The organism is Sorangium sp. So ce362 (assembly GCF_051519845.1).
GTDB lineage: Bacteria > Myxococcota_A > Polyangia > Polyangiales > Polyangiaceae > Sorangium.
Window position 1 is genome coordinate 11255673 of the sequence record NZ_CP150332.1, and the last position, 20137, is coordinate 11275809.

Consider the following 20137-nt stretch of genomic DNA (forward strand, 5'->3'; position numbering starts at 1 on the left):
GTTTGAACGGGTGAGGCATCCTTGCGGCGCATGAATCCTGAGCGGATCGAGCGCGTCTGCCGATTCGCCGGCTGGCGCCGTTGACGGATTTTTTTGTTCTGGCGTGCAATCAAGTGTCGATCAAGTGTCGATCAAGTATCGATTCATCGCGTCGTGCGTGGAGAGTCTCGATGGGTGCTGCGTGATGTTGCCGGTGCGAGCGCACATTCCGACCAGCATCGATGGGGGCTGCGCCGCTCGGTCCCCGCCACGATGCCGGCTGACTCCCGGCCAGGGCGCCGCGCTCTCAGGCTCCTCGCGCGCCCGCATCCCACGCCCTCCGCAGCGCCGCCGTCCGCGCGTGCTCCGGCACCCGCTCCACGAAGCTCGCTCGCCACGCCGGATCCGCGATCTTCCCCGCTCGCTCCCCGAGCCGCGCCTCCGCCTCCGCCAGCGCCGACCGCGCCCCCTCCCGGTCGCCGGCCGCCCAGAGCGCCTCGGCGTGGACCACCCGCACCAGCGCCTCGCCCTCTTCCAGCTGGCCGATCTCGCTCAGGATCTCCGCCGCCCGGCGCGCTTCCGCGAGCGCCTCGCCGCGCCTCCCGGCCGCGAGCAGGACGTCGGCGAGCGTCGCGAGCGCGTACGGCAAGAGCGGCCTCGCGAGCTCCAGCATCCCGACCGCGCGGCGCGCCTCCTCCTCGGCGCCCGCAAGGTCGCCGGCCGCATGCAGGGCGCCCGCCAGGTACGCGCGCGACGCACCCTCCATCCGCGGCTCCCGCATCGCCGCGAACGACCGCACCGCCTCGGCCTGCACCGCGCGCGCCTCGGCGAGCTCGCCGAGCCGCGCCAGCGCCACGCCGAGGTTCTGCCGCGCCGAGGCCGCGATGTTGCGCAACCCCATCCGCTCGGCGTCCGCGAGCGACACCCGCAACAGCGCCGCCGCCTCGCCGTACGCGCCGAGCTCGTTGCACGCGAAGCCCGCGTTCGCGCGCTGCCCGCACGCGCCCCGCAGATCCCCGCACCGGTCGAAGCACGCGATCGCCTCCTCCAGCCGCGCCCGATGCCGGTTGAGATCCCCCTCCACGAACAGCGCCGCCGCCGCGCCGCTCCACGCGATCGTGCCGGCGATCGGAGGGTCCGCCGCGAACCGATCCGCGACCCGCTCCACCCGCGCCATCAGCGAGCCGGCGTCGGCGTACCGGCCCGCGAGGAACAGCAGCGCCGCCGCCCACGCCACCGCGGCGACCTGCGCCGGCTCGGGCGCATCGTCCGACCAGCGCGCGACCAGCGCCGCGAGCGCCGACGTGAGCCGCTCCGGCCGGTTCAGCTTGAGCGTGGCCGTCATCGCCACCTTCAGCCCCGCGTACCAGCCCGGGCTCCCCTCGCGCAGCAGCGCCTGCGCCTCGGCCGCCCAGAGCGCCGCGTCCTCGAGCTCGCCGCGGAACCGGTGCGCCTCGGCCCGCGCGAGCGACACCGCCCCGAGCGGCTCGCCGGCCGCGCCGCAGCGGATCGCGCGGTCCGCCGACCGGATCACCCCGCCGAGATCGTTGCCCGAGAGCGCCTGCTCCGCCGCCCGCACGTAGCACGCCGCCGCCCGGCCGAGCTCCCCGCCGCGCTCGAAGTGCTCGGCCAGCACCGAGGCGTCGTGCTCGCCCGCGGCCTCGAGCCAGCCGCCCGCGAGCCGGTGGCCGAGCGCGCGATCCTCGTCGGTGAGCATGTCGTAGGCGGCCTCGCGCACGAGCGCGTGGCGAAAGGCGTACTCGGCCTCGCCCTTCAGGGCCGACTCGGGGCGGCGCGCGATCCACTCGCGCGCCGCGAGGCCCGACAGCCACGCGTCGAGCGCGGGGGCGCGATCCTCCCCGCCGAGCAGCGTCTGGACCGCGCCCCGCCAGAACACCTGGCCGAGCACCGACGCCGCGCGCAGCACCCGCCGCTCCTCGGGCGCGAGCCCCTCGAGCCGCGACTGCACCATCGCGAGCACCGTGTCGGGCAGGTGATCGCCGCGCCCCTCGGCCACGGCGCGCACGAGCTCCTCCAGGAAGAACGCGTTCCCCGCGGCGCGCGCCACCACGCGCGCCACCGTGGCCTCGTCCGCCGCCGCGCCGAGCGCGCCGCGCACGAGCCGCTCGCACGCCTTCGGCGGCAGCGCGCCGAGGCGCATCGTCGTGGCCTCGGCGTCGGCCCAGAGCCGCGGGGAGAGCTCGTCGACCTCGGGCCTGGCGAAGCCCACCACGAGCAGCGGCCGGTCCGCGAGCAGCCGGAGCGCCGCGCCGACGTGATCCAGCGACGGCTGGTCGCCCCAGTGCAGGTCCTCGAGCAGCAGCAGCACCGGCTGCGCCCGGCACTCGGCGTCGAGGAAGTCGACGAAGGCGCGGCGTAGCTGGTCGCCCATCAGCACCGGATCGCGCCGCGCGGCGCGGAGCTGCACGCTCTCGTCGTCCGGGAACGGCGTCCCCACCATCGCCCCGAGGAACTCGGCCACGCGGCCGCGTTCCGCCTCGGCCACGTGGCGCGCCACGCGGTCCTTGAGCTTCTGCCGCCGCGCCTCGAGCGGCTCGCCGTCCTGGATCCGCGCGCTCTTCCGGAGGACCTGCCCGAGCAGCCCGAACGGCGCGCCCGACCGCATCGGCTCGCCGCGGCCGAGCCAGATCTCGACCGGTGCGCCGCGATGCTCCGCGCGCCCCACGCGATCCTCGAGCTCCTTGCGCAGCCGCGACTTCCCGATGCCCGCGCCCGCGGTCACGAGGACGGCGCGGGCGGCCGGCTGGTCGACGCACTCGTCGAAGAGGTCCTCGAGGGCGCGCAGCTCGCGGTCCCGCCCCACGCAGGGCGTCCGCTTGCCGAGCAGGGTGCGCGCCGCCTCGGGCGCCTCCCGCTCGGCCCGGAGCAGCCCCCCGGCCGCCGCGCCCTCGACAACGAAGCGGCCCTCGAGCAGCCCCGCCGTCAGCGCATCGACGCGGATCGCCGGGGCCGCCTCGCCCGCCGCGCGGGCCCGCCGCGCGTCGTCGACGAGCCCGGCGGCGCGGTCGATCGCCTCGCCCGCGGACGACCGGCCGCGCACCCGGCCGCGCCCCGTCGCGAGCGCGATCGGCGCGCCCGGCAGGAGCGCCCTCATGGCGAGCGCGCAGCGGGCCGCCTGGCCGGCGTGGTCCATCGCGGCCCCGCCGGTGCTGGGGAGCCGCTGGCCCTCCTGCGCGCCCGGGCCTGCGCTCCGGGGCGCGCCCAGGAAGGTCACCATCCACGTCCGGTCGGCGAGGCGCTCGACCTCCCCGCCGTGCGCCGCGACCAGGGCGCGCAGCGCGGGCTCCTTGCCGTCCGGCGCCGCGACCCTCGGCACCTCGGCGACGAGCGTCCACGTCGACGGGTCCACCGCGGGTCGGCGGAGCTCTGGAGCCTCCTGGATCTTGGCGACCGCGCGCTGCGCCGCCGCCCCGTCAGGCGCCGCCGCCCCGGCGGCCTCCTCGCCGTCCTCGGCGCCCGCGAGCAGCACCGACAGGAACCGCTGCTCGCCCGCGGTCAGCGCCGGCTGCGCGCGGCTCTCGAGCGCCCGGAGCGCGCTCTGCTCCGGGCTGAGCGGGCTCATCGCCGCGAGCTCGGCCAGGAGCGCCGCGCCGTCCGCGGGGCGCCGCGCGGGCTCCCGGCTCAGCATGCGCTCGACGAGGACGTCGAGCGCGTCGGGCACGTCGGGCCGCTCGTCGCGCACCCGCGGGGGCGACGCGAGCAGCAGCTTCGCCAGCACCGCCATCGGGTTGTCCCCCGCGTAGGCCGGTTGGCCCGCGAGGCACTCGAAGAGCACGCACCCGAGGGAGAACACGTCGGCGCGCGCGTCGAGGTCGGCGCTCCCGCGCGCCTGCTCCGGGGCCATGTAGCCGAGCGTGCCCACGGTGGCGTTCGTGCGCGTGACGACCGCCGCGGCGGCCTGCGGCCGGGCGATGCCGAAGTCGATGAGCCTCGCCAGCTCGACGCGCCCCTCGCAGAGAAAGATGTTGCTCGGCTTGATGTCGCGGTGCACGACCCCGAGCGCGTGCATCGCGGCGAGCGCGCCGGCCATGCGCCGGACCAGCGCGAGGCTCTCGGCGAGCCCGAGCTCGGCGCGGGCGAGGTGGGCGGCGAGGTCCTCGCCCTCGAGCCACTCCATCACGAGGTACGGGCGCGAGCCCCCGGTGATCCCGTGCGCGATGTACCGGACGACCGCCGGGTCCTTGAGCTGGTCGAGGATCCTCGCCTCGCGGGCGAAGCGCGCGAGGTCGGCCTCCTGGCCGTGGTGGAGGATCTTCACCGCCACCGGCGCGCCGGTCCCGAGGTCGACGGCGCGGTAGATGGCGCCCATACCGCCGGCGCCCGTCTGGCGCTCGATCTCGAAGCGATCGGCGATCCGTTCCCCCGGCGTCATCGCCCGCGCGTACCATGCCGCCTGGACCGCGCGAAGCGCCGCGGCGCCCCGCCCCCGCGGGCCATCCCGGCGCAGCGCGCGAGGCCGCGCCCTCCGGACCGACGCCCGGTCGGCAGCGACGCCGCGGGCGCTCGCCCGTGGGCGCCCGCGTCAGTGCGCGGCGGTGCGCTCGTGCCGCCGCGCGACGGCCGCGATGGCGACGGCGATCAGCGCGGCGAGCAGGAACCCCCCGCCGAAGGCGAGGCCGATGACCCAGGGCTGGATCGCCCTCCCCAGGCCGTCCGCGAACCCCGTGGCGGCGGCGCGGCTCGCGCGCTCGATCGCGGCGCTCGAGCAGCCCGGGTCGTCGGCGGGGCAGCCTGCGAGCTGCTCCACGAGCTGCGCCGTCCCCTCACGCGCCACCGCCCTCGCCGCCGCGCCCGAGCCCTGCTCGACGAGGGTGACGAGCGCCCGGTCGTGCTGGAGGGCGCCCTGGACCACGGCGCTGCTCACCGCCTCGCTCGTCTGCGCGATCACCGGCTCCAGGCTCTCTGCCTGCCGCCCGATCTCCGCCGCGCCTGCCCGGACCGCGTCGTGGACGATGGCCCCGACGAGCGGCCGCTCGCGTTCCCGCGCGCCCTCGGCCCGCTCCTCGCCCGATCCTCCGGCGGGCGCGGCCCGGTCCTGCGCGCTGCGGTCGAGCGCCTCGAGCGTGCCGCGGGTCGCCTCCTTCGCGGCCTCACGGACGCACCCCGGGGCGAGCAGGAGGGAGGCGAGCAGCGCGGCCGCGGCCGCCCGGCCGGAGCGCGCCGCCTCGCCCGTGCGCGGCGCCGCGGGCGCCTCCGGTCCGGGAGAGAGCGAGCATTGCACAGCCGCGGTGGCCTTCATCAACCGTGCCCGCCGCGCGCCCGCGCGAGCTCGAGCTGCTCGACGTCTACGGAGCTGTCCTGACGGGAACGCCGATCGTCAACCTCGGATCCAACGAGCATGTCGCGTCGCCTCCCGCGCGCTCGCCTGACGTGCCGGCCGGCGCCTTTGCTCTATGCTGGGGCGTCATGCTCGACACGCGGGAGCTGCCCCTCCTCCGCGCCCTCGCGGCCCGGTATCCGACGACCGAGGCCGCGCTCTCCGAGATCGGCCACCTGCGGGCGATCCTGTCGCTTCCGAAGGGGACGGTGCACGTGGTCAGCGACGTCCACGGCGAGCACAGGAAGCTGAAGCACATCATCAACAACGCCTCGGGGAGCCTGCGGCCGCTTGTCGAGCGGGTCTTCGGCGACCGGCTCACGGCGGGCGAGAAGCGCGCGCTGCTCTCGGTCATCTACTATCCTCGCGAGAGCTACGCGCGGGTCGCGGCCGGCGGCGAGGCGGAGCGGCGGGCCTTCCTGCTCTGGACGCTCGCGCGCGAGGTCGAGGTCATCCGCGAGCTGTCGCTGCGCTACACGCTTCGCCAGGTGGAGCAAGCGTTCCCGGACGACATGCGCGGCCTGCTCCGCGAGCTCGTCTCGGCGCGCGCCGCTCTCGGCGAGGGCGGCTACCTCGACGCGCTCATCGACCCGTTCGTGCACCATTGTCGCGAGATCGAGATCCTGCGCGCCACGGCGCGCGTCATCCGGAATCTGACGGTCTTCGAGCTCGTCGTGGCGGGCGATCTCGGCGATCGCGGTCCCCGGCTGGACAAGGTGCTCGAGTACCTGATGCGCCAGCCGCGCGCGCGGGTCGCGTGGGGCAACCACGACGTGAGCTGGATGGGCGCCAGCCTCGGCCACGAGGCGCTCATCGCCACCGTGGTCCGCCTCTCGCTCCGGTACGGGCGCCTCGAGCAGCTCGAGGAGGGCTTCGGCATCCCGGTCGCCCCGATCGACCGGCTCGCGCGCACCGTCTATGCCGACGACCCGGCGGAGCGCTTCGCGGTGCGGGGCGACGGGCTGCGCGACGCGCTCCTCATGGCGCGGATGCAGAAGGCGATGGCGGTCCTGCAGTTCAAGCTGGAGGGCCAGCTCTGCCGGCGGCGCCCGGAGCTTGCCCTCGATCACCGGTGCTTGCTTCACCGCATCGACCCGCGCGCGGGGACGGTGTCGATCGATGGCGAGGTGTACCCGCTCCTCGACACGCGCTTTCCGACCGTCGATTTCGCCGATCCGTACGCGCTCACGCCGGAGGAGGCGTCGTGCATCGCGCTGCTCAAGGAGTCCTTCGTGAAGAGCCCTGTCCTGTCGCGCCGGATGCGCTGGATGGTGCAGCAGGGGACGACGTGGCTCCGGCGCGATCGGGCGCTCATCTTTCACGGCTGTGTCCCGGTGGACGGCGAGGGCGCGCTTCTCCCGTTCGTGGTCGACGGCGAGCCTCGTCGCGGCAGGGCGCTGTTCGACGCGCTGGAGCGCGTGGTGCGCCGGGCTTTCCGGGCGGGCGCGCAGGAGGACGTCGACCTGCTCTGGTACCTCTGGACCGGCCCGCTCTCGCCCATGTTCGGCAAGGACCGGATGACGACGTTCGAGTCCTATTTCGTGGCCGACGCGAGGACGCACAAGGAGACGAAGAACCCGTATTTCCACCTGATCCACGACGCCGGCTTCTGCGGCCGGGTGTGCCGCGAGTTTGGGCTGGACGAGGAGCGCGGGCTCATCGTGAACGGGCATGTGCCGGTGCGGGTCGAGCAGGGGGAGTCGCCGATCAAGGCGTCGCACCGCGCGGTGACGATCGACGGGGCGTTCTCGGAGGCCTACGGCGACAAGGGGTACACGCTCGTGCTCGAGGCGAGCGGGGTGCGGCTGGCGCAGCACCACCACTTCACGTCGGTCGAGCAGGCGGTGGAGGCGGGGGAGGACATCATCCCCGAGATCTCGGATGTGGAGGCCTACGAGGTCGAGCGCCGGGTGGGGGATACCGAGAAGGGGGAGGAGCTGGTGCGGGAGATCGAGATCCTGGAGCGGCTCATCGTGGCGTATCGAGACGGTGCGCTCCTGGAGCAGCCGAGGTGAGGCGAGGCGCGGCGGTTGCCGCCGCGCCGGGTCACGGGAGCTGGCCGTCCATGATCCACTGCTCGAGGACGAGCTCCTCAGCTCTCCTGAGAGGAGCTCGTCATTATGCGGGGGCCAGAGCTTCTTCTCGTCCTCGGGCAGGCCCTCGGACATCGACTTGGATGAGGAGGTACTCGACCCCGATGAGGTGCGCGTCCTTCGTGTTCCCGTCGAAGATCACACACTGCGTGAACTCTTCATTGATCCCTTTGCAATCGTGATGGGCCATCCATGCGATGGTCCGGGTTCTCCTTCATCACGTGGAATCCGTCCGGGTAGTGGTCGATCGCTCGCACGGGGCTCGGATCCTGGAGTGCTTCTGCGCCCTTCTCGAGGATCTCGAAAAACGCTCTTCCCGCCGGATCGCGGGGCAGGCCGTGGCCCTCCTGCGTCGGTTGTGGCGTTCTGCCACGGGTGAATTACCGCGCTGCGCCATCCCGTTTGCAACTTGCCGCGCGACTCGGACTATGGTTAACGGGTGGGCGTTCCAGGACGCGCCGTGTCATCCCGGCGCGCCGCGAGGGCCGCGCCAGGATCGAATTCATCGCCGCGCCGGCCGCGGCGCCGACGCGCGCCGCGCGCATCGAAGCGGCGATCGATCCCTCGTTCGCGGCGTGAGGGGGGCTTGCGTGCGGGTGGAGTCATGGATTAGAACATTCCCATTCTGTCTTATGTTGTCTTACACCCATCGCGTGGCGACCGGCCTGGAGCAGGGGGTGACCTCCGGGCCTCCGAGCACGAGGCCTGTTATCGGCCGTCCTGCTCGATTCGTTCGCGGGCGAACGGCGCGCGGGGCTCATCCCGATCGACGCTTTGCTTGACTGTCACGGTTCACCTCAGAGCCCATCCTTACATCTCATTGACATAGAGAGGGGAGCACCTATGCGCCTCACACGGTATTCGACATGGATCATGGCGGCGGCGGTTGTTCTCGCGCCGGCCGCCTGCGGGGACGACACGTCCGACAATCCGAGCAGCTCATCGACCGGAGCGGGCGCCGGCAGCGGCAGCGGCGGCAACGGCAGCGGCAGCGGCGGCAACGGCAACGGCAGCGGCGGCAACGGCAGCGGCGCGGGTGACAGCACCGGCGGCAACGGCAGCGGCGCCGGCGACAGCACCGGCGGCGGCGGCAGCGGCGCCGGCGACAGCGTGGGTCTCCTGCCCTGCGACGGCGGCTGGCCCGAGGTAGAGAGCGCGATCGCGAAGGATCCGGCCATCGAGGCGGCCGTCGCCGAGCTCCTCGGCCGGATGACCATCGAGGAGAAGGTCGGCCAGATGGTGCAGGCCGAGATCGGCTACATCACGCCGGAAGAGGTCAAGCAGTACCACATCGGCTCCGTGCTCAACGGCGGCGGCTCCTGGCCGGGCGGTAGCAAGAGCGCGTCGGCGGCGGACTGGGTCGCGCGCGCCGACGCCTTCTACAAGGCCTCGGTGGACACGTCCGGTGGCCGCGCGGGCATCCCGATCATCTGGGGCATCGACGCGGTGCACGGGAACAACAATGTCCGCGGCGCCACGCTCTTCCCGCACAACATCGGCCTGGGCGCGGCGAACGAGCCCGCGCTGCTCGAGCGCATCGGCGCCGCGACGGCCAAGGAGGTCGTCGCCACGGGGCTCGACTGGACCTTCGCGCCGACGCTCGCGACAGTCCGTGACGACCGGTGGGGCCGCACGTACGAGGCCTACTCCGAGGATCCGGAGATCGTGAACGCCTACGCCGGCCGGGTCGTGCAAGGCATCCAGGGCGCCGCGAACAGCCCGGATCTCTTCGGTGCTTCGCGCGTCATCGCGACGGCCAAGCATTTCATCGGCGACGGCGGCACCGACAAGGGCGATGACCAGGGGAACTACCTCGGGTCCGACACCGAGCTGTGCGAGATCCACGGTCAGGGGTACATGTCCGCCATCCCGGCGGGCGCGCAGACGGTCATGGCGTCGTACAACCGCGTGCGCGGCGACAAGATGCACGGCAAGGGCGATCTGCTCACCGGGGTGCTGAAGGACAAGTTCCACTTCGACGGCTTCGTCATCGGCGACTGGAACGGTCATGGGCAGGTGAGCGGCTGCACGGACGACTCGTGCGCGGCCTCGATCAACGCCGGTGTGGACATGATCATGGTCCCGACCGCCTGGAAGGCGTTCTACACGAACACCCTCGCCCAGGCGAAGTCCGGCCAGATCAAGATGGAGCGGGTCGACGACGCCGTGACGAGGATCCTGCGCGTCAAGATGCGGGCCGGGCTCCTCGGCCCGAAGAAGACGAAGGGCGCCCCGTCGGAGCGGATGTTCGCGGGGGAGCAGTCGGTGCTCGGCGCCAGGGAGCACCGGGACCTCGCGCGCGAGGCGGTCAGGAAGTCGCTCGTGCTCCTGAAGAACGCGGGCTCGGTGCTCCCCCTCGCTCCGTCTGCGAAGGTGCTCGTCGCGGGCAAGTCTGCGGACAACCTCTCGAACCAGGCCGGCGGGTGGTCGCGGACGTGGCAGGGCACGGACAACTCGAACGCCGACTTCCCGGGCGCCACGTCCATCTATGCGGGGATCCAGGCGCTCGTGTCCGGGGGCGGCGGCCAGGCGATGCTGAGCGCCAACGGCGCCGCCGCCTCGTCGGGGAGCTTCGACGCGGCGATCGTGGTGATCGGCGAGACCCCCTACGCGGAGATGAAGGGCGATATCCAGCCCGGGAAGGACGCCGATGACAACATCGAGCACGCGAAGACGCTGGAGCACGCGCGCTTCCACCCGGAGGACCTCCAGGTGCTCCAGGCCATCCGTACGGCCGCGCCGACGCTGCCGATCGTGACGGTCTTCCTGTCGGGCCGCCCGCTCTACGTGAACAAGGAGCTGAACCTCTCCGACGCGTTCGTGGCGGCGTGGCTCCCGGGCTCCGAGGGCGGCGGCGTGGCCGACGTGCTGTTCGGTGCGCACGAGTTCCAGGGCAAGCTCTCGTTCTCCTGGCCCGGGAGCGAGTGCCAGCTCGTCAACCGCAACGACGGCCAGACGGCGCAGTTCCCCTACGGCTTCGGCCTGACCACGAAGGACCAGGACACGCTCGGCAAGCTCGCCGAGACGTCCACCGGGACCGCCTGCAACTGAGCCCTTCCCCCGTGCCGCTGCCGCTCGCCCGAGCGGCGGCGGCGCCCCTCATCGCTGCGTGGTGAGCACCACCTTGCCGGTGGTCGCGCGGGACGCGACCGCCGTCATGGCGGCCTTCGCGTCCGCCATCGGCAGCGCGGCGGAGACGAGCGGCTTGATCGCGCCCTTTCCATACATCGCATAGAGCGCGTCCTGCGCGCTCCGCGTCACGGCGGGCTCGGCGCGGCTGTAGGTGCCCCAGTAGACGCCGATGACCGCGTAGTTCTTGACGAGCAGGTGGTTTGCGCGCGCCGCGGGGAAGCGGCCTGAGGCGAAGCCGATCACCAGGATGCGGCCCTCGAAGGCGACGCACTTGGTGGACTGGTCGAAGACGTCTCCGCCGACGGGGTCGAAGATGATATCGGCCCCTCGGCCCGAGGTCCGCTCCTTGACGAGGGCGACGAAGTCCTCGTGCCGGTAGTCGATCGCGACGTCTGCCCCGAGCGCGCGGCAGACCGCCCCCTTCTCCTTTCCGCCGGCGGTCGCGATGACGGTCGCGCCGGCCGCCTTGGCGAGCTGGATCGCCGCGCTGCCGACGCCGCCTGCGCCGGCGTGCACGAGGACCGTGTCGCCGGGCTTGATGCCGGCGCGGCGGTGCAGCGCGAGGTAGCCTGTCTGGTACGTGATGGTCAGCGCCGCCGCGTCCTCGAACGGCATGCCGTCGGGGAGCGTGTATGTCGTGCGCGGGCCTGCGATCACGTGGGTCGCGTACCCTCCCGAGCCGGGCAGCGTCGCGGCCACGCGGGTGCCCGGCCGCAGCGACGGCTCGCGGCTCTCGACGACGACGCCGGCGACCTCGAAGCCGGGGATGAACGGCGGAGTCGGCTTGACCTGATGGGCGCCTGCCGTGAAGAGCACGTCGGGGAAGTTGATCGCGGAGGCGGCGATCTCGATCCGGACCTCCCCCTCGGCGAGCGGGGGGTCGTCCACCTCTTCCCAGACGAGGATCTCGGGGGAGCCGAAGGCGTGTCCGCGCCAGGCGTGCATGGTGCGCGGACCTTAGCAGAAAGCGCGAGAGCCGAGCCACAGAGGCGCATGCAAGCACAGAGCGCCTGTTCCTCATTCCCTCTGTGTCTCTGTATCTCTGTGGTATATATATCGTTCTGCTCCCCGATCGTCGCCGCTACACCCGATCAATCACATCGGGCTCGCGGCGCACCGGGGCCTCGGCTGTGCCAGGTCGGGCCGCCGCGGTCACGCCCCCTCGGGGTACCAGCACGCCACGCGGTGGCCGCTCCCGGGGACGAGCTCCTCGAGCGGCGGGATCTCGACGTCGCACTTGCCCTCTTCCGCCTTCCGGCAGCGCGGGTGGAACACGCAGCCCTCGGGCGGGTTGATCGCGCTCGCCGGCGCGCCCGGCAACAGGCGGCGCGCCTTGCCCCCTCGCTCGATCGACGGCGTCGCCTCGAAGAGCGCGCGCGTGTACGGGTGGTGCTGCTGCTCGACAACGCCTTGCGCCGGGCCGAGCTCCACGATCCGGCCGAGGTACATCACGGCGACGCGGTGGCTCACGTGCTGGATGACGCGGAGATCGTGCGAGATGAACAGGAGGCCGAGCGAGAGCTCGTCCTGGAGCTCCTCGAGCAGGTTGACGATCTGGGCCTGGACCGAGAGGTCGAGCGCGCTCACGGGCTCGTCGCACACGATGAAATCCGGGCGCACGGCGAGCGCCCTGGCGATCGCGACCCGCTGCCGCTGCCCGCCGGAGAGCTCGTGGGGGAAGCGCCCCATCATGTCCGGCCGCAGCCCGACCTTCTGGAGCACGCCCTCGACCATCGCGGTCTCCTCGTCGCGGCTCCGCGCGAGGCGGTGGATCACGAGGCCCTCGCCGACGATCTCGCGCAGCGTCATGCGCGGATTGAGCGAGCCGTACGGGTCCTGGAAGACGATCTGCATCCGCCGGCGCATGGTCCTGAGCGCGCGCGCCGAGAGGGCGGTGAGGTCCACGCCGTCGAAGAGGACGCGGCCGACCGTGGGCTCGATGAGCCGGATCGCGAGGCGCCCGAGGGTGCTCTTGCCGGAGCCCGACTCGCCGACCAGGCCGAGCGTCTCGCCGCGGTGGATGTGGAAGCTCACCCCGTCGACCGCCTGCACGAACGCCGGCTTCGCAAAGGGACCGCGCTGCACCGGGTACAGCTTCGAGAGCCCCTCCGCCTGGACGAGCGGCCGCTCGCCCCGCGCGCTGTCGAAGCGCATGCTCTCCGGGCGGCCGCTGTCGGGGCGGCCGCTGTCCGGACGCATGCTGTCCGGACGCATGCTGTCCGGGCGCGCCGCGCCGGCGCCGTCGCTCGGGCCGGGCGACGGGGAGGGCGGCGGGAGGCCGCTGTCGCGCGTCACGCGGCGCCCTCGTCGCCCGCGCGCCCCGGGCCTGCGAGGAGAAAGCACCGCGCCGCGTGGTGCCCCGCGCCGGGCGGGACGGCGTACATGTCCGGCGCCTCCACGCGGCAGCGATCGAACACGGCGTCGCAGCGGTCGCTGAAGCGGCAGCCGCGCGGCGGATCGCGCAGATCGGGGAGCCCGCCCGGGATGGTCGGCAGGCGCAGCGCCCGCTGGCCGCGCACGCGGGGCGGGCGGAACCCGCGCGCCGGGACGCTCCTGAGGAGCGAGCGCGTGTACGGGTGCGACGGCGCCGCGAGCACGTTGCGCGCCGGCCCTCGCTCCACGACGACGCCGGCGTAGAGGACGACGATCTCGTCCGCGAGCTCGCCGACCACCGCGAGGTCGTGCGCGATGAGCAGGAGGCTCATCGACGTCTCGGCCTTGAGCCGATCGAGGAGGTCCAGGATCTGCGCTTGCGTGGTCATGTCGAGCGCGGTGGTCGGCTCGTCGGCGATGAGCAGCGAGGGCCCTGCCGCGAGGGCCATCGCGATCATGACGCGCTGGCGCATCCCGCCGGACAGCTCGTGCGGATAGCTGTTCGCGCGCACCTCGGGCTCGGGGAAGCCGACCTTGCGCAGGAGGCTCACCGCGTAGAGCCGGGCGGCGCCGCGGGACATGGGCAGGTGCAGCCGGACGGCCTCGGCGATCTGGGCGCTGACCGTGTAGACGGGGTTCAGCGAGGTCATCGGCTCCTGGAAGATCATGCCGATCTTCCCGCCGCGCACGGCGCGCATCTCGCGCTCGCTCAGCGCGAGGAGGTCCTGGCCCTCGAGCTCGATCGCGCCGCCGTCGACGGCCGCGTAGGGCGCGGGCAGCAGCCGCAGGATGCTGAGCGCGGTCACCGTCTTGCCGCACCCCGACTCGCCGACGAGCGCGACGCTGCTCCCGCGCGGCACCGTGAACGACACGCCGTCGAGGGCGCGGGTGACGCGGCCGTCGGCGGTGAACGAGACGCGCAGGTCGCTCACCCGGAGCAGCGCGGGCGGCGGGGCCTCCCCGGGCGCCGGCGGCGGCGCGGCGCGGCGGAGCGGGAGTGGGCGCACGCTCGCCGTCGAGCGCTGGGTGACGGCGGGCTCGTCGTCGTCATCGTGGGGGCCGCGCGCGAGGGGCGGCGCGCCGGGGGTGAGCGGCGCGCCGGACGCGGGCGGCGCGCCGGGGGTGAGCGGCGCGCCGGACGCGGGCGGTGCGGCGGGCGGGGTGCTGGGCGTGGAGGGCCTGCGCCAGCCGCCGTCGTGGCGGATGAGGGGAAGGGGGAGCGAGTTCCGCGCGCCGAGGTCGTCGTCCTCGTCGCCCTCGTCGTCCTGGCCGGTGCTCACCGTACGTACACCTCGAGGAGGGGGCCGGCGCCCTGGGAGGTGCCCATCGAGTAGGCCGCCCCGACGGCGTCTTTGCCCGGCGCGAGGATGGCGATGCCGTGGTCGTCCTTGCGCCGCCTGGCCCAGTCGCGCACGAGCGAGGTGACGTCGATCCGCAGCGGCGTCGCCGGGCGGCGCCGCGCGATGGCGGCGGCTTCCGGGATCGACAGGCGCGGCTGCCGGCCCCACGTGGCCGTCTCGGAGCGCCACGGCTCGAGGATGCGCGCCACCTCCAGGGTGACCGCGCGCTCGGCGGGCGGCGCCAGCGGGGCTGGCTCCAGCAGGACGAAGGCGCTCGCGATGTCGGCGTCGACGCCGAAGGTCGGCGTGAACCGGAGCAGCAGCACGATGTCGCCGGTCCCGGCGCGCCCGAGCGCGATCGCGTCGGGGACGCCGGGCGTGGCCGCGGCGTCGCCGTTCTCCGCGATCACGGCCAGGTCTGCCGGCCGGAGCAGCAAGCGGCGCGCATCGATGGGCGAGGGGAGGGCGCTCGGCGGCCGGCAGCGCCCCGCGACGCAGTAGTGGGCGCCGCAGACGCCCGCGCCCGCGCAGACGCCCGCGTCCGTCGCGGGCGCGGCGCCGCAGCCCAGGAGCGGCGCCGCCGCGACGAGCAGGGCCACGGGCGCGAGGGCGGCGAGCAGACGCACGGCGGGGGCGACCATAGCAGAGGGCGGCCCCGCTGACAGGGGCGCGGCTCGCCGGGGGAGGCGAAGGCGCGGGGCGGCGCGGGTGGGGCTGCGGCGTGCCCGGGGCAGCGATCCGAGGCCCGGGAGAGGCTGCGGTGTGCGCCCGGGGCGCTGGGGGCCGGGCGGAGGGGAGGCGATGCCCCTCACGGGCGTTGCGATCCCTGTTGTCGGGCAGCGGCCGCTCTGCTGGGATGCCGTGTCGTGCGCGTTCGAGCCGTTACCTTCCTGAGGGCGCTCGTGATCGTGGCCTCCTTGCCCGCGGCGCTCGCTGCCTGCGGGAAGAATGCGCCGCTCGGGTCTCCGTGCCGCGCTGACGACGACTGCGCCTCCGGCCTCGCCTGCCACCGCGAGCAGTGTCTGCACGAGGGGAGCGCCCGGCGCCTCCGCGAGGAGGAGCAGCGCGCCTCCGCCGACGCCGGCGCGCGGAAGGTCGGCGACCGCATCGAGGTCGAGTGGAAGGGGTCGTACAAGCCGGCGATCGTCACCGGCGTCGTCGCCCGTGGCTCCTACCGGGTCCACTTCGAGGGCTACGACGCGCAGTGGGACGAGGTCGTGACCGAGGCGCGCATCAAGGGAGGCGCGCGATCGGGCCCGGGGCCGAGGACGGCCATCCCGGCGGCGAGCAGCTCGTCGCGCTGAGCGGCGGAAGGCCGGTTTCAGAGCACGCGCAGCTCGCCGGCGGGGACCGGAGACGGTGCCTCGAAAGCAGCTGAGCTGGTGGTGGCCGGATTTGAACATGAAGGCGGGGAGGCGGGAAGAAAAGATCAATGCCCTTCCCGCCTTCATGTGCATCACTCCGGAGCAAATAGGGCCACCACGTGCCGTGGAGCCGACGTCATCGAGTCCTCGCCGAGGCAAGGAGTGATCTTCGATATCGGGTAAGCCAGGTGAGCTGATTTATACAGCGACGGTACGATTCGGTCGCCATGCCGACGTGCTGTTCTCAGCCGGGCTCCCCGTGCTCCGTCGCGCGTCGCTGGCTCGACGCGAGCCAGCGGCGTGGCAGCCAGCGATCCGCGCCATGCGGTGATCAGAAGAGCGTGCTATGGGAATGTAGCCCCTGCCCCGAGCTGACGCCGGGGCGCGCACGTTCCGCCTTGCTTCGAAAGTTCGCCTCAGACCACGACGTGGCGCATCGCCGGAATGCCTCGGCGTGCGTCAGGTGCGCTCCACCTGAATGGCTGGTCACTCCATGAGCAAGACAATGCCGCCCGACACCGATCGATCGGTACCGTTCCACCGGCGTTCCCTCGCGGCGGGCGTGTCCGCGATGGCGCTCTTCTGTCTGACGGCGGTTGCCTGTACCGGGCAGCTCGGCGACGGCAGCTCTGACGACGGCACGCTGATCGACCCCGTCACGGGGCAGCCCACAGCGCAAGACTGCAGTGTCGCTCGAACGAGCCCCAGCGTCCTGCGCCGCCTGTCGCGGCTCGAGTACCAGCTGACGCTCCAGGACCTGTTCGAGCTCGCCGAGCCGCCCGTCGTCGACAGTATCCCGGAAGATACCGGTCAGGGCGGATTCCGGACGATCGCCGCCCTCCAGAACGTGTCGGATCAGCACCTTCGGGCCTACCTGGGGACGGCGGAGGCGCTCGGGCAGGAGCTCATGGCCGACGAGGCGCGCCGGGCCTCGGTGCTCGGCTGCGAGCCGGAGGCCTCCGATTGCCTCGAGCGCTTCGTGCAGCGCTTCGGCAAGCTCGCGTATCGGAGGCCGCTGTCCTCCGAGGAGGTGAGCGATCTGGTCGGGCGGGCGAGCGAGGTCGCGCAGGACAGGGCGGACGCGTTTCGCTTCGTCATCGAGGCGCTGCTCACCTCGCCCAGCTTCCTGTTCCGGATCGAGGTCGGCGCGACCGGCGCGGAGACGTCGCCCCTGTCGCCGCTCGAGCTCGCCTCCCGGCTGTCGTTCACGCTGTGGGGCCGGTCCCCGAGCGCAGCGCTCCTGTCGCGCGCAGAGGCCGGCGAGCTCGACACCCCGAAGGGGCTCCTCGCGGTCGCGGAGGAGATGGTCGAAGACGAGCGGACCCCGCGCTTCTACAACGCCTTCTTCAAGCAGTGGCTGACGTTCGAGCAGCTCCGCCCGCCGGCCAACCCGGACGCGTCGACGCCCGCCCTCCTGGGGGACATGATCACCGAGAGCGAGCTCCTGCTCGACGAGCACGCCTTCACCCCGGACGTCGACTTCTTCGACGCGCTCACCGCGAATCACACGTACATCAGCCCGGCGCTCGCGAAGTTCTATGGCATGGAGGCGCCGGACGACGGAATGACGCGCGTGGAGTTTCCGGACGACCACCACCGGGCGAACACCGGGCTGCTCACGCACGCCAGCCTGATCAGCGCCAAGAACGACGGCGACCTCATCTCCGTGCGCGGCCAGTGGCTCCGGCAGGCCTTTCTCTGCGAGAAGATCCATATCCCCGCCGGGCTCCTCGAGGAGCTGGAGAGCGAGCTCGCCGGGCTGAGCTACCTCGACGTCGTCAAGAAGCGCAACACGCAGGCCGGGTGCGCCGGCTGCCATGCGCGCATCGATCCGATCGGCGTCGGGTTCGCCCAGTACGACAAGCAGGGGCGGTACGACGGGAGCATCGCTATCGACGAGTTCGGGATCGAGCCGCGCCTCCAGGGCGCAGCCAACGAGTCGTTCGACTCGCTCGCCGCCCTGGCGGCGGAGCTCCGGCAGAGCCCGAAGCTGGCCGCGTGCGTCGCGGAGAAGCTGTTCACGTACACCCAGGGACGCGAGCCGGCGGTCGAGGATCGCTGCGCCATCGACGCCGCCGCGGAGAGCTTCGCGCAGGACGGCAACCGGTTCCGCTCCTTCCTGACCGCCATCGTGCAGTCTCCGGCGTTCCGGCTGCGAAGGGCGCCAGAGTGATGTGCTCGCAACCCGTCCGACCGATGATGGAAGAGGAGTGTCGCCAGTGAAGATCTCGAGAAGAGCTCTGCTCCGCGGCGCCGGCGTCGCGGTCGCCTTGCCGTTCCTCGACGCGATGCGACCGCAGCGCGCCAGCGCCGCGCCGGCGGATCCGAAGCGCTTCGTGGCCTTCTTCGTTCCCAACGGCACCGACCCCGGCGCGTGGCACCCGCGCACGGCGGGGCCGCTCTCGGCCGAGGGGCTGACGCCGGCCCTCGTGGACATGAAGGGCTTCGCCGCCGAGCGCGAGTGGCCGGCGGGCGATCCGATCTGGCGCGATGTCACGATGGTGTCCGACGTCGACCACCAGGTCATCTGCTCCGAGATCCACAGCCCGGCGATGGCGCTCTGCGCCCACACCGACGGCGGCGGACAGTCCGTCCCGCGCAAGGCCACGCTCGACCAGTACCTGGCCGATCACATCGCGGCCGAGACCCCTTACCGCAGCATCAACGTGTCGCCCACGGGCGACACGGCGGTCACACAGGGCTTCACCTCGTTCCGGGAGGGCGGTCAGGTCGAGGACGCCTTCCGCGACCCGTCCCGCCTGTTCGACACGCTCTTCAGCAACCTGGGCGAGCCGAGCGAGGGGATGGACGACATCCGGCGGCGCCGCGCCAGCGTCCTCGACTGGGTGAGAGAGGACGCAAGGCGGCTGAACCAGCGCCTCGGCGCGGCGGACCGGGCGCGCGTGGAGCAGCACCTCGAGTCGGTGTTCGAGCTGGAGAAGCAGATCCAGTCCACGACCCAGTCGAGCTGCACCGTCCCCGGCGAGCCCCCGCGGGGGCTCGACCTGCACGGCAAGTTCAAGCAGATGATCGATCTCGGGCTGCTCGCGCTCACCTGCGACCTGACGCGGGTGCTCGTCCTGCAGTACTCGAACAGCTGGGGCCTCGATTTCGCCGGTTACGACCTGCCCGACGGCGTGGGGGACTGGAGCGACCACTTCATCTCGCACAAGCTCGGCGACCGCGATCGCGCGACCGATCTCGACGGCCTGCCGCAAGCGGAGGCGATGCGCATCGCCAACGCCCGCGTCGTCCAGACCTCGCGGTTCAAGGTGCGCCGCTTCGCCTACCTGCTCAACGCGATGAAGGCCGCCACCACGGCGACAGGTAACCTCCTCGACGAGTCGCTCGTGCTCTACACGTCCGAGAACGGCGATGGCGACTCCCACGGTCGGAAGAACATGCCCATCATGCTGGCCGGACACGTGGGGGGCTTCCAGACAGGCCGCGCCGTCCGCGCGAACAACGCGCCTACCGGCGGGCTCCATTGCTCGATCATCAACTACTTCGGCGTCGAGCTGTCGAAGTACGGCGACCCGGCGAGCGGCCCGATCGCCGGTCTGTGAGCCCCGCGGCCGGCCGATCGACGAGGCGAGCGCAGGCTCGGCGCCGCCGCGCGCCTGCGCTCAGGTGATCTCGAATGCTCGTCGTGAATCCGCCCGTCAGTCGATCTGCAGGTGGTAGTGCGCGGGCGTCGTCTCCTCGATGACCAGGACGCCCCCGACCTCCGCGGTGCTCTCGAGGAACGCGCGCTTCTCCTTCGGCGACATGGTCCTGTTGCGCACGTCCACGGCGCCTCGGCGCAGGTGCGCAGAGACGTAGATCCCCCGGTCGATCTGGTCCTGGATGACGGCCTCCATGGCGGCGACCACCTGCTCCGGCGGCTTGCCCGAGCGCGCCTTGTATGCCTTCTTGATCTCCTGGATCGCCGCCTTGTTCCGGTAGAGCTTGAGGAGATCCTCGCCGAGCCTGAGCTTCGTGAACATCGCCCTGGCCTGTCGGTTCGCGTCGCGTGTCCCGCTCGTGATCACGAGGTGCTCGCGCGTGCGCCGCGCGTACTCCCGGTCGATCTGCTCGAGCTTCGCGGCGATCTTCGCGGGGAGCATCACGCCCGGCAGCACCTCGTACGGCGGCGGGGTCCACGGCTCCACGGGCACGGCCTTCCCGAGCGCCGTCAGGGGCGGCAGCTGCGCGCGCCGCTCCTCCTCCTCCGACGGCAGCTCGTCGCAGTCGAGCGACGGCGCGCCCGCCGGGGCGGCGCTTTTGGCGGCGACAGCGCGCGGGGGGCTCTGGGCTCGCGGGGCGGCGCTCGCCGGCGCGGCGGCAGTGCCGGTGTCAGGCCCATGGAGGCCGGGCAGATCGAGGCCGGGCAGATCGATGGAGTCGAGCTTCTCCCTGCATCCCGCGGCGCACAGCAGCGCGGCGGCGAGGGCGCACAGGCGCCACGTCGGCTCCCTGGAGCGCTCCGGGGCGGAGCTTCGGCGTGTCGGGGGGGGCATCGTCAAAGCCGGCGCAGCG

At 72.9% G+C, this 20137-nt stretch carries 13 protein-coding genes; 5 read left to right on the forward strand and 8 right to left on the reverse strand.

Features of this window, described 5'->3' with window-relative positions:
- Positions 1 to 286 precede the first annotated feature (286 nt).
- Both WMF17_RS43150 and WMF17_RS43155 read right to left on the reverse strand, forming a co-directional pair.
- The gene (locus WMF17_RS43150) at positions 287 to 4372 is read right to left on the reverse strand and encodes a serine/threonine-protein kinase (protein WP_437646727.1); all 4086 of its coding nucleotides are present in this window, start codon (positions 4370 to 4372) and stop codon (positions 287 to 289) included.
- Between the two features lie 150 nt (positions 4373 to 4522).
- Complete coding sequence (locus WMF17_RS43155) at positions 4523 to 5239, reverse strand: hypothetical protein (protein WP_437599382.1); 717 nt, start codon at positions 5237 to 5239, stop codon at positions 4523 to 4525.
- Positions 5240 to 5406: 167 nt separating this feature from the next.
- Here WMF17_RS43155 and WMF17_RS43160 point away from each other — a divergent pair, with 167 nt between their 5' ends.
- The gene (locus WMF17_RS43160) at positions 5407 to 7332 is read left to right on the forward strand and encodes a fructose-1,6-bisphosphatase (protein ID WP_437604369.1); all 1926 of its coding nucleotides are present in this window, start codon (positions 5407 to 5409) and stop codon (positions 7330 to 7332) included.
- 103 nt (positions 7333 to 7435) lie between these two features.
- On the opposite strand, the gene WMF17_RS43165 is transcribed toward WMF17_RS43160, so the two are convergent.
- On the reverse strand, positions 7436 to 7600 hold the full coding sequence (locus tag WMF17_RS43165; protein WP_437599383.1) for a DUF1264 domain-containing protein: 165 nt from the start codon (positions 7598 to 7600) through the stop codon (positions 7436 to 7438).
- A 653-nt stretch (positions 7601 to 8253) separates the two neighbouring features.
- Here WMF17_RS43165 and WMF17_RS43170 point away from each other — a divergent pair.
- Entirely contained in the window at positions 8254 to 10461 is a 2208-nt protein-coding gene (locus WMF17_RS43170) for a glycoside hydrolase family 3 protein (RefSeq protein ID WP_437599384.1), read from the forward strand.
- A gap of 48 nt (positions 10462 to 10509) precedes the next feature.
- Here WMF17_RS43170 and WMF17_RS43175 read toward each other — a convergent pair whose 3' ends face one another.
- The 4 genes from WMF17_RS43175 to WMF17_RS43190 all read right to left on the reverse strand — a co-directional run bounded on the left by WMF17_RS43175 (position 10510) and on the right by WMF17_RS43190 (position 14881).
- A complete protein-coding gene (locus WMF17_RS43175) occupies positions 10510 to 11487 on the reverse strand; it encodes an NADPH:quinone oxidoreductase family protein (protein ID WP_437599385.1) in 978 nt (325 codons plus the stop codon).
- A gap of 207 nt (positions 11488 to 11694) precedes the next feature.
- On the reverse strand, positions 11695 to 12837 hold the full coding sequence (locus WMF17_RS43180; RefSeq protein ID WP_437599386.1) for an ABC transporter ATP-binding protein: 1143 nt from the start codon (positions 12835 to 12837) through the stop codon (positions 11695 to 11697).
- Positions 12834 to 14195, reverse strand: coding sequence for an ABC transporter ATP-binding protein (locus WMF17_RS43185; RefSeq protein WP_437599387.1), 1362 nt, complete (start codon positions 14193 to 14195; stop codon positions 12834 to 12836). Before WMF17_RS43185 ends, WMF17_RS43180 begins: the two co-directional genes overlap by 4 nt.
- Positions 14192 to 14881 carry a DNRLRE domain-containing protein gene (locus WMF17_RS43190; protein ID WP_437599388.1) on the reverse strand — a complete coding sequence of 230 codons (690 nt, stop codon included), beginning with the start codon at positions 14879 to 14881 and terminating at the stop codon, positions 14192 to 14194. Before WMF17_RS43190 ends, WMF17_RS43185 begins: the two co-directional genes overlap by 4 nt.
- Before the next feature lie 240 nt (positions 14882 to 15121).
- Between WMF17_RS43190 and WMF17_RS43195 the strand changes: the two genes are divergently transcribed.
- The 3 genes from WMF17_RS43195 to WMF17_RS43205 all read left to right on the forward strand — a co-directional run bounded on the left by WMF17_RS43195 (position 15122) and on the right by WMF17_RS43205 (position 19185).
- Entirely contained in the window at positions 15122 to 15559 is a 438-nt protein-coding gene (locus tag WMF17_RS43195) for a hypothetical protein (protein WP_437599389.1), read from the forward strand.
- Positions 15560 to 16112: 553 nt separating this feature from the next.
- On the forward strand, positions 16113 to 17792 hold the full coding sequence (locus WMF17_RS43200) for a DUF1592 domain-containing protein (protein WP_437599390.1): 1680 nt from the start codon (positions 16113 to 16115) through the stop codon (positions 17790 to 17792).
- 46 nt (positions 17793 to 17838) lie between these two features.
- Entirely contained in the window at positions 17839 to 19185 is a 1347-nt protein-coding gene (locus tag WMF17_RS43205) for a DUF1552 domain-containing protein (RefSeq protein ID WP_437599391.1), read from the forward strand.
- Positions 19186 to 19281: 96 nt separating this feature from the next.
- On the opposite strand, the gene WMF17_RS43210 is transcribed toward WMF17_RS43205, so the two are convergent.
- On the reverse strand, positions 19282 to 20118 hold the full coding sequence (locus tag WMF17_RS43210) for a hypothetical protein (RefSeq protein WP_437599392.1): 837 nt from the start codon (positions 20116 to 20118) through the stop codon (positions 19282 to 19284).
- Positions 20119 to 20137 lie beyond the last annotated feature (19 nt).

What these genes read in the sequence shown, in the direction of transcription:
- WMF17_RS43150 (WP_437646727.1), bottom strand. Translation starts at nt 4,372, where the DNA reads ATGACGCCGGGGGAACGGATCGCCGATCGCTTCGAGATCGAGCGCCAG.
- WMF17_RS43155 (WP_437599382.1), bottom strand. Translation starts at nt 5,239, where the DNA reads ATGAAGGCCACCGCGGCTGTGCAATGCTCGCTCTCTCCCGGACCGGAG.
- WMF17_RS43160 (WP_437604369.1), top strand. Translation starts at nt 5,407, where the DNA reads ATGCTCGACACGCGGGAGCTGCCCCTCCTCCGCGCCCTCGCGGCCCGG.
- WMF17_RS43165 (WP_437599383.1), bottom strand. Translation starts at nt 7,600, where the DNA reads ATGGCCCATCACGATTGCAAAGGGATCAATGAAGAGTTCACGCAGTGT.
- WMF17_RS43170 (WP_437599384.1), top strand. Translation starts at nt 8,254, where the DNA reads ATGCGCCTCACACGGTATTCGACATGGATCATGGCGGCGGCGGTTGTT.
- WMF17_RS43175 (WP_437599385.1), bottom strand. Translation starts at nt 11,487, where the DNA reads ATGCACGCCTGGCGCGGACACGCCTTCGGCTCCCCCGAGATCCTCGTC.
- WMF17_RS43200 (WP_437599390.1), top strand. Translation starts at nt 16,113, where the DNA reads ATGAGCAAGACAATGCCGCCCGACACCGATCGATCGGTACCGTTCCAC.
- WMF17_RS43210 (WP_437599392.1), bottom strand. Translation starts at nt 20,118, where the DNA reads ATGCCCCCCCCGACACGCCGAAGCTCCGCCCCGGAGCGCTCCAGGGAG.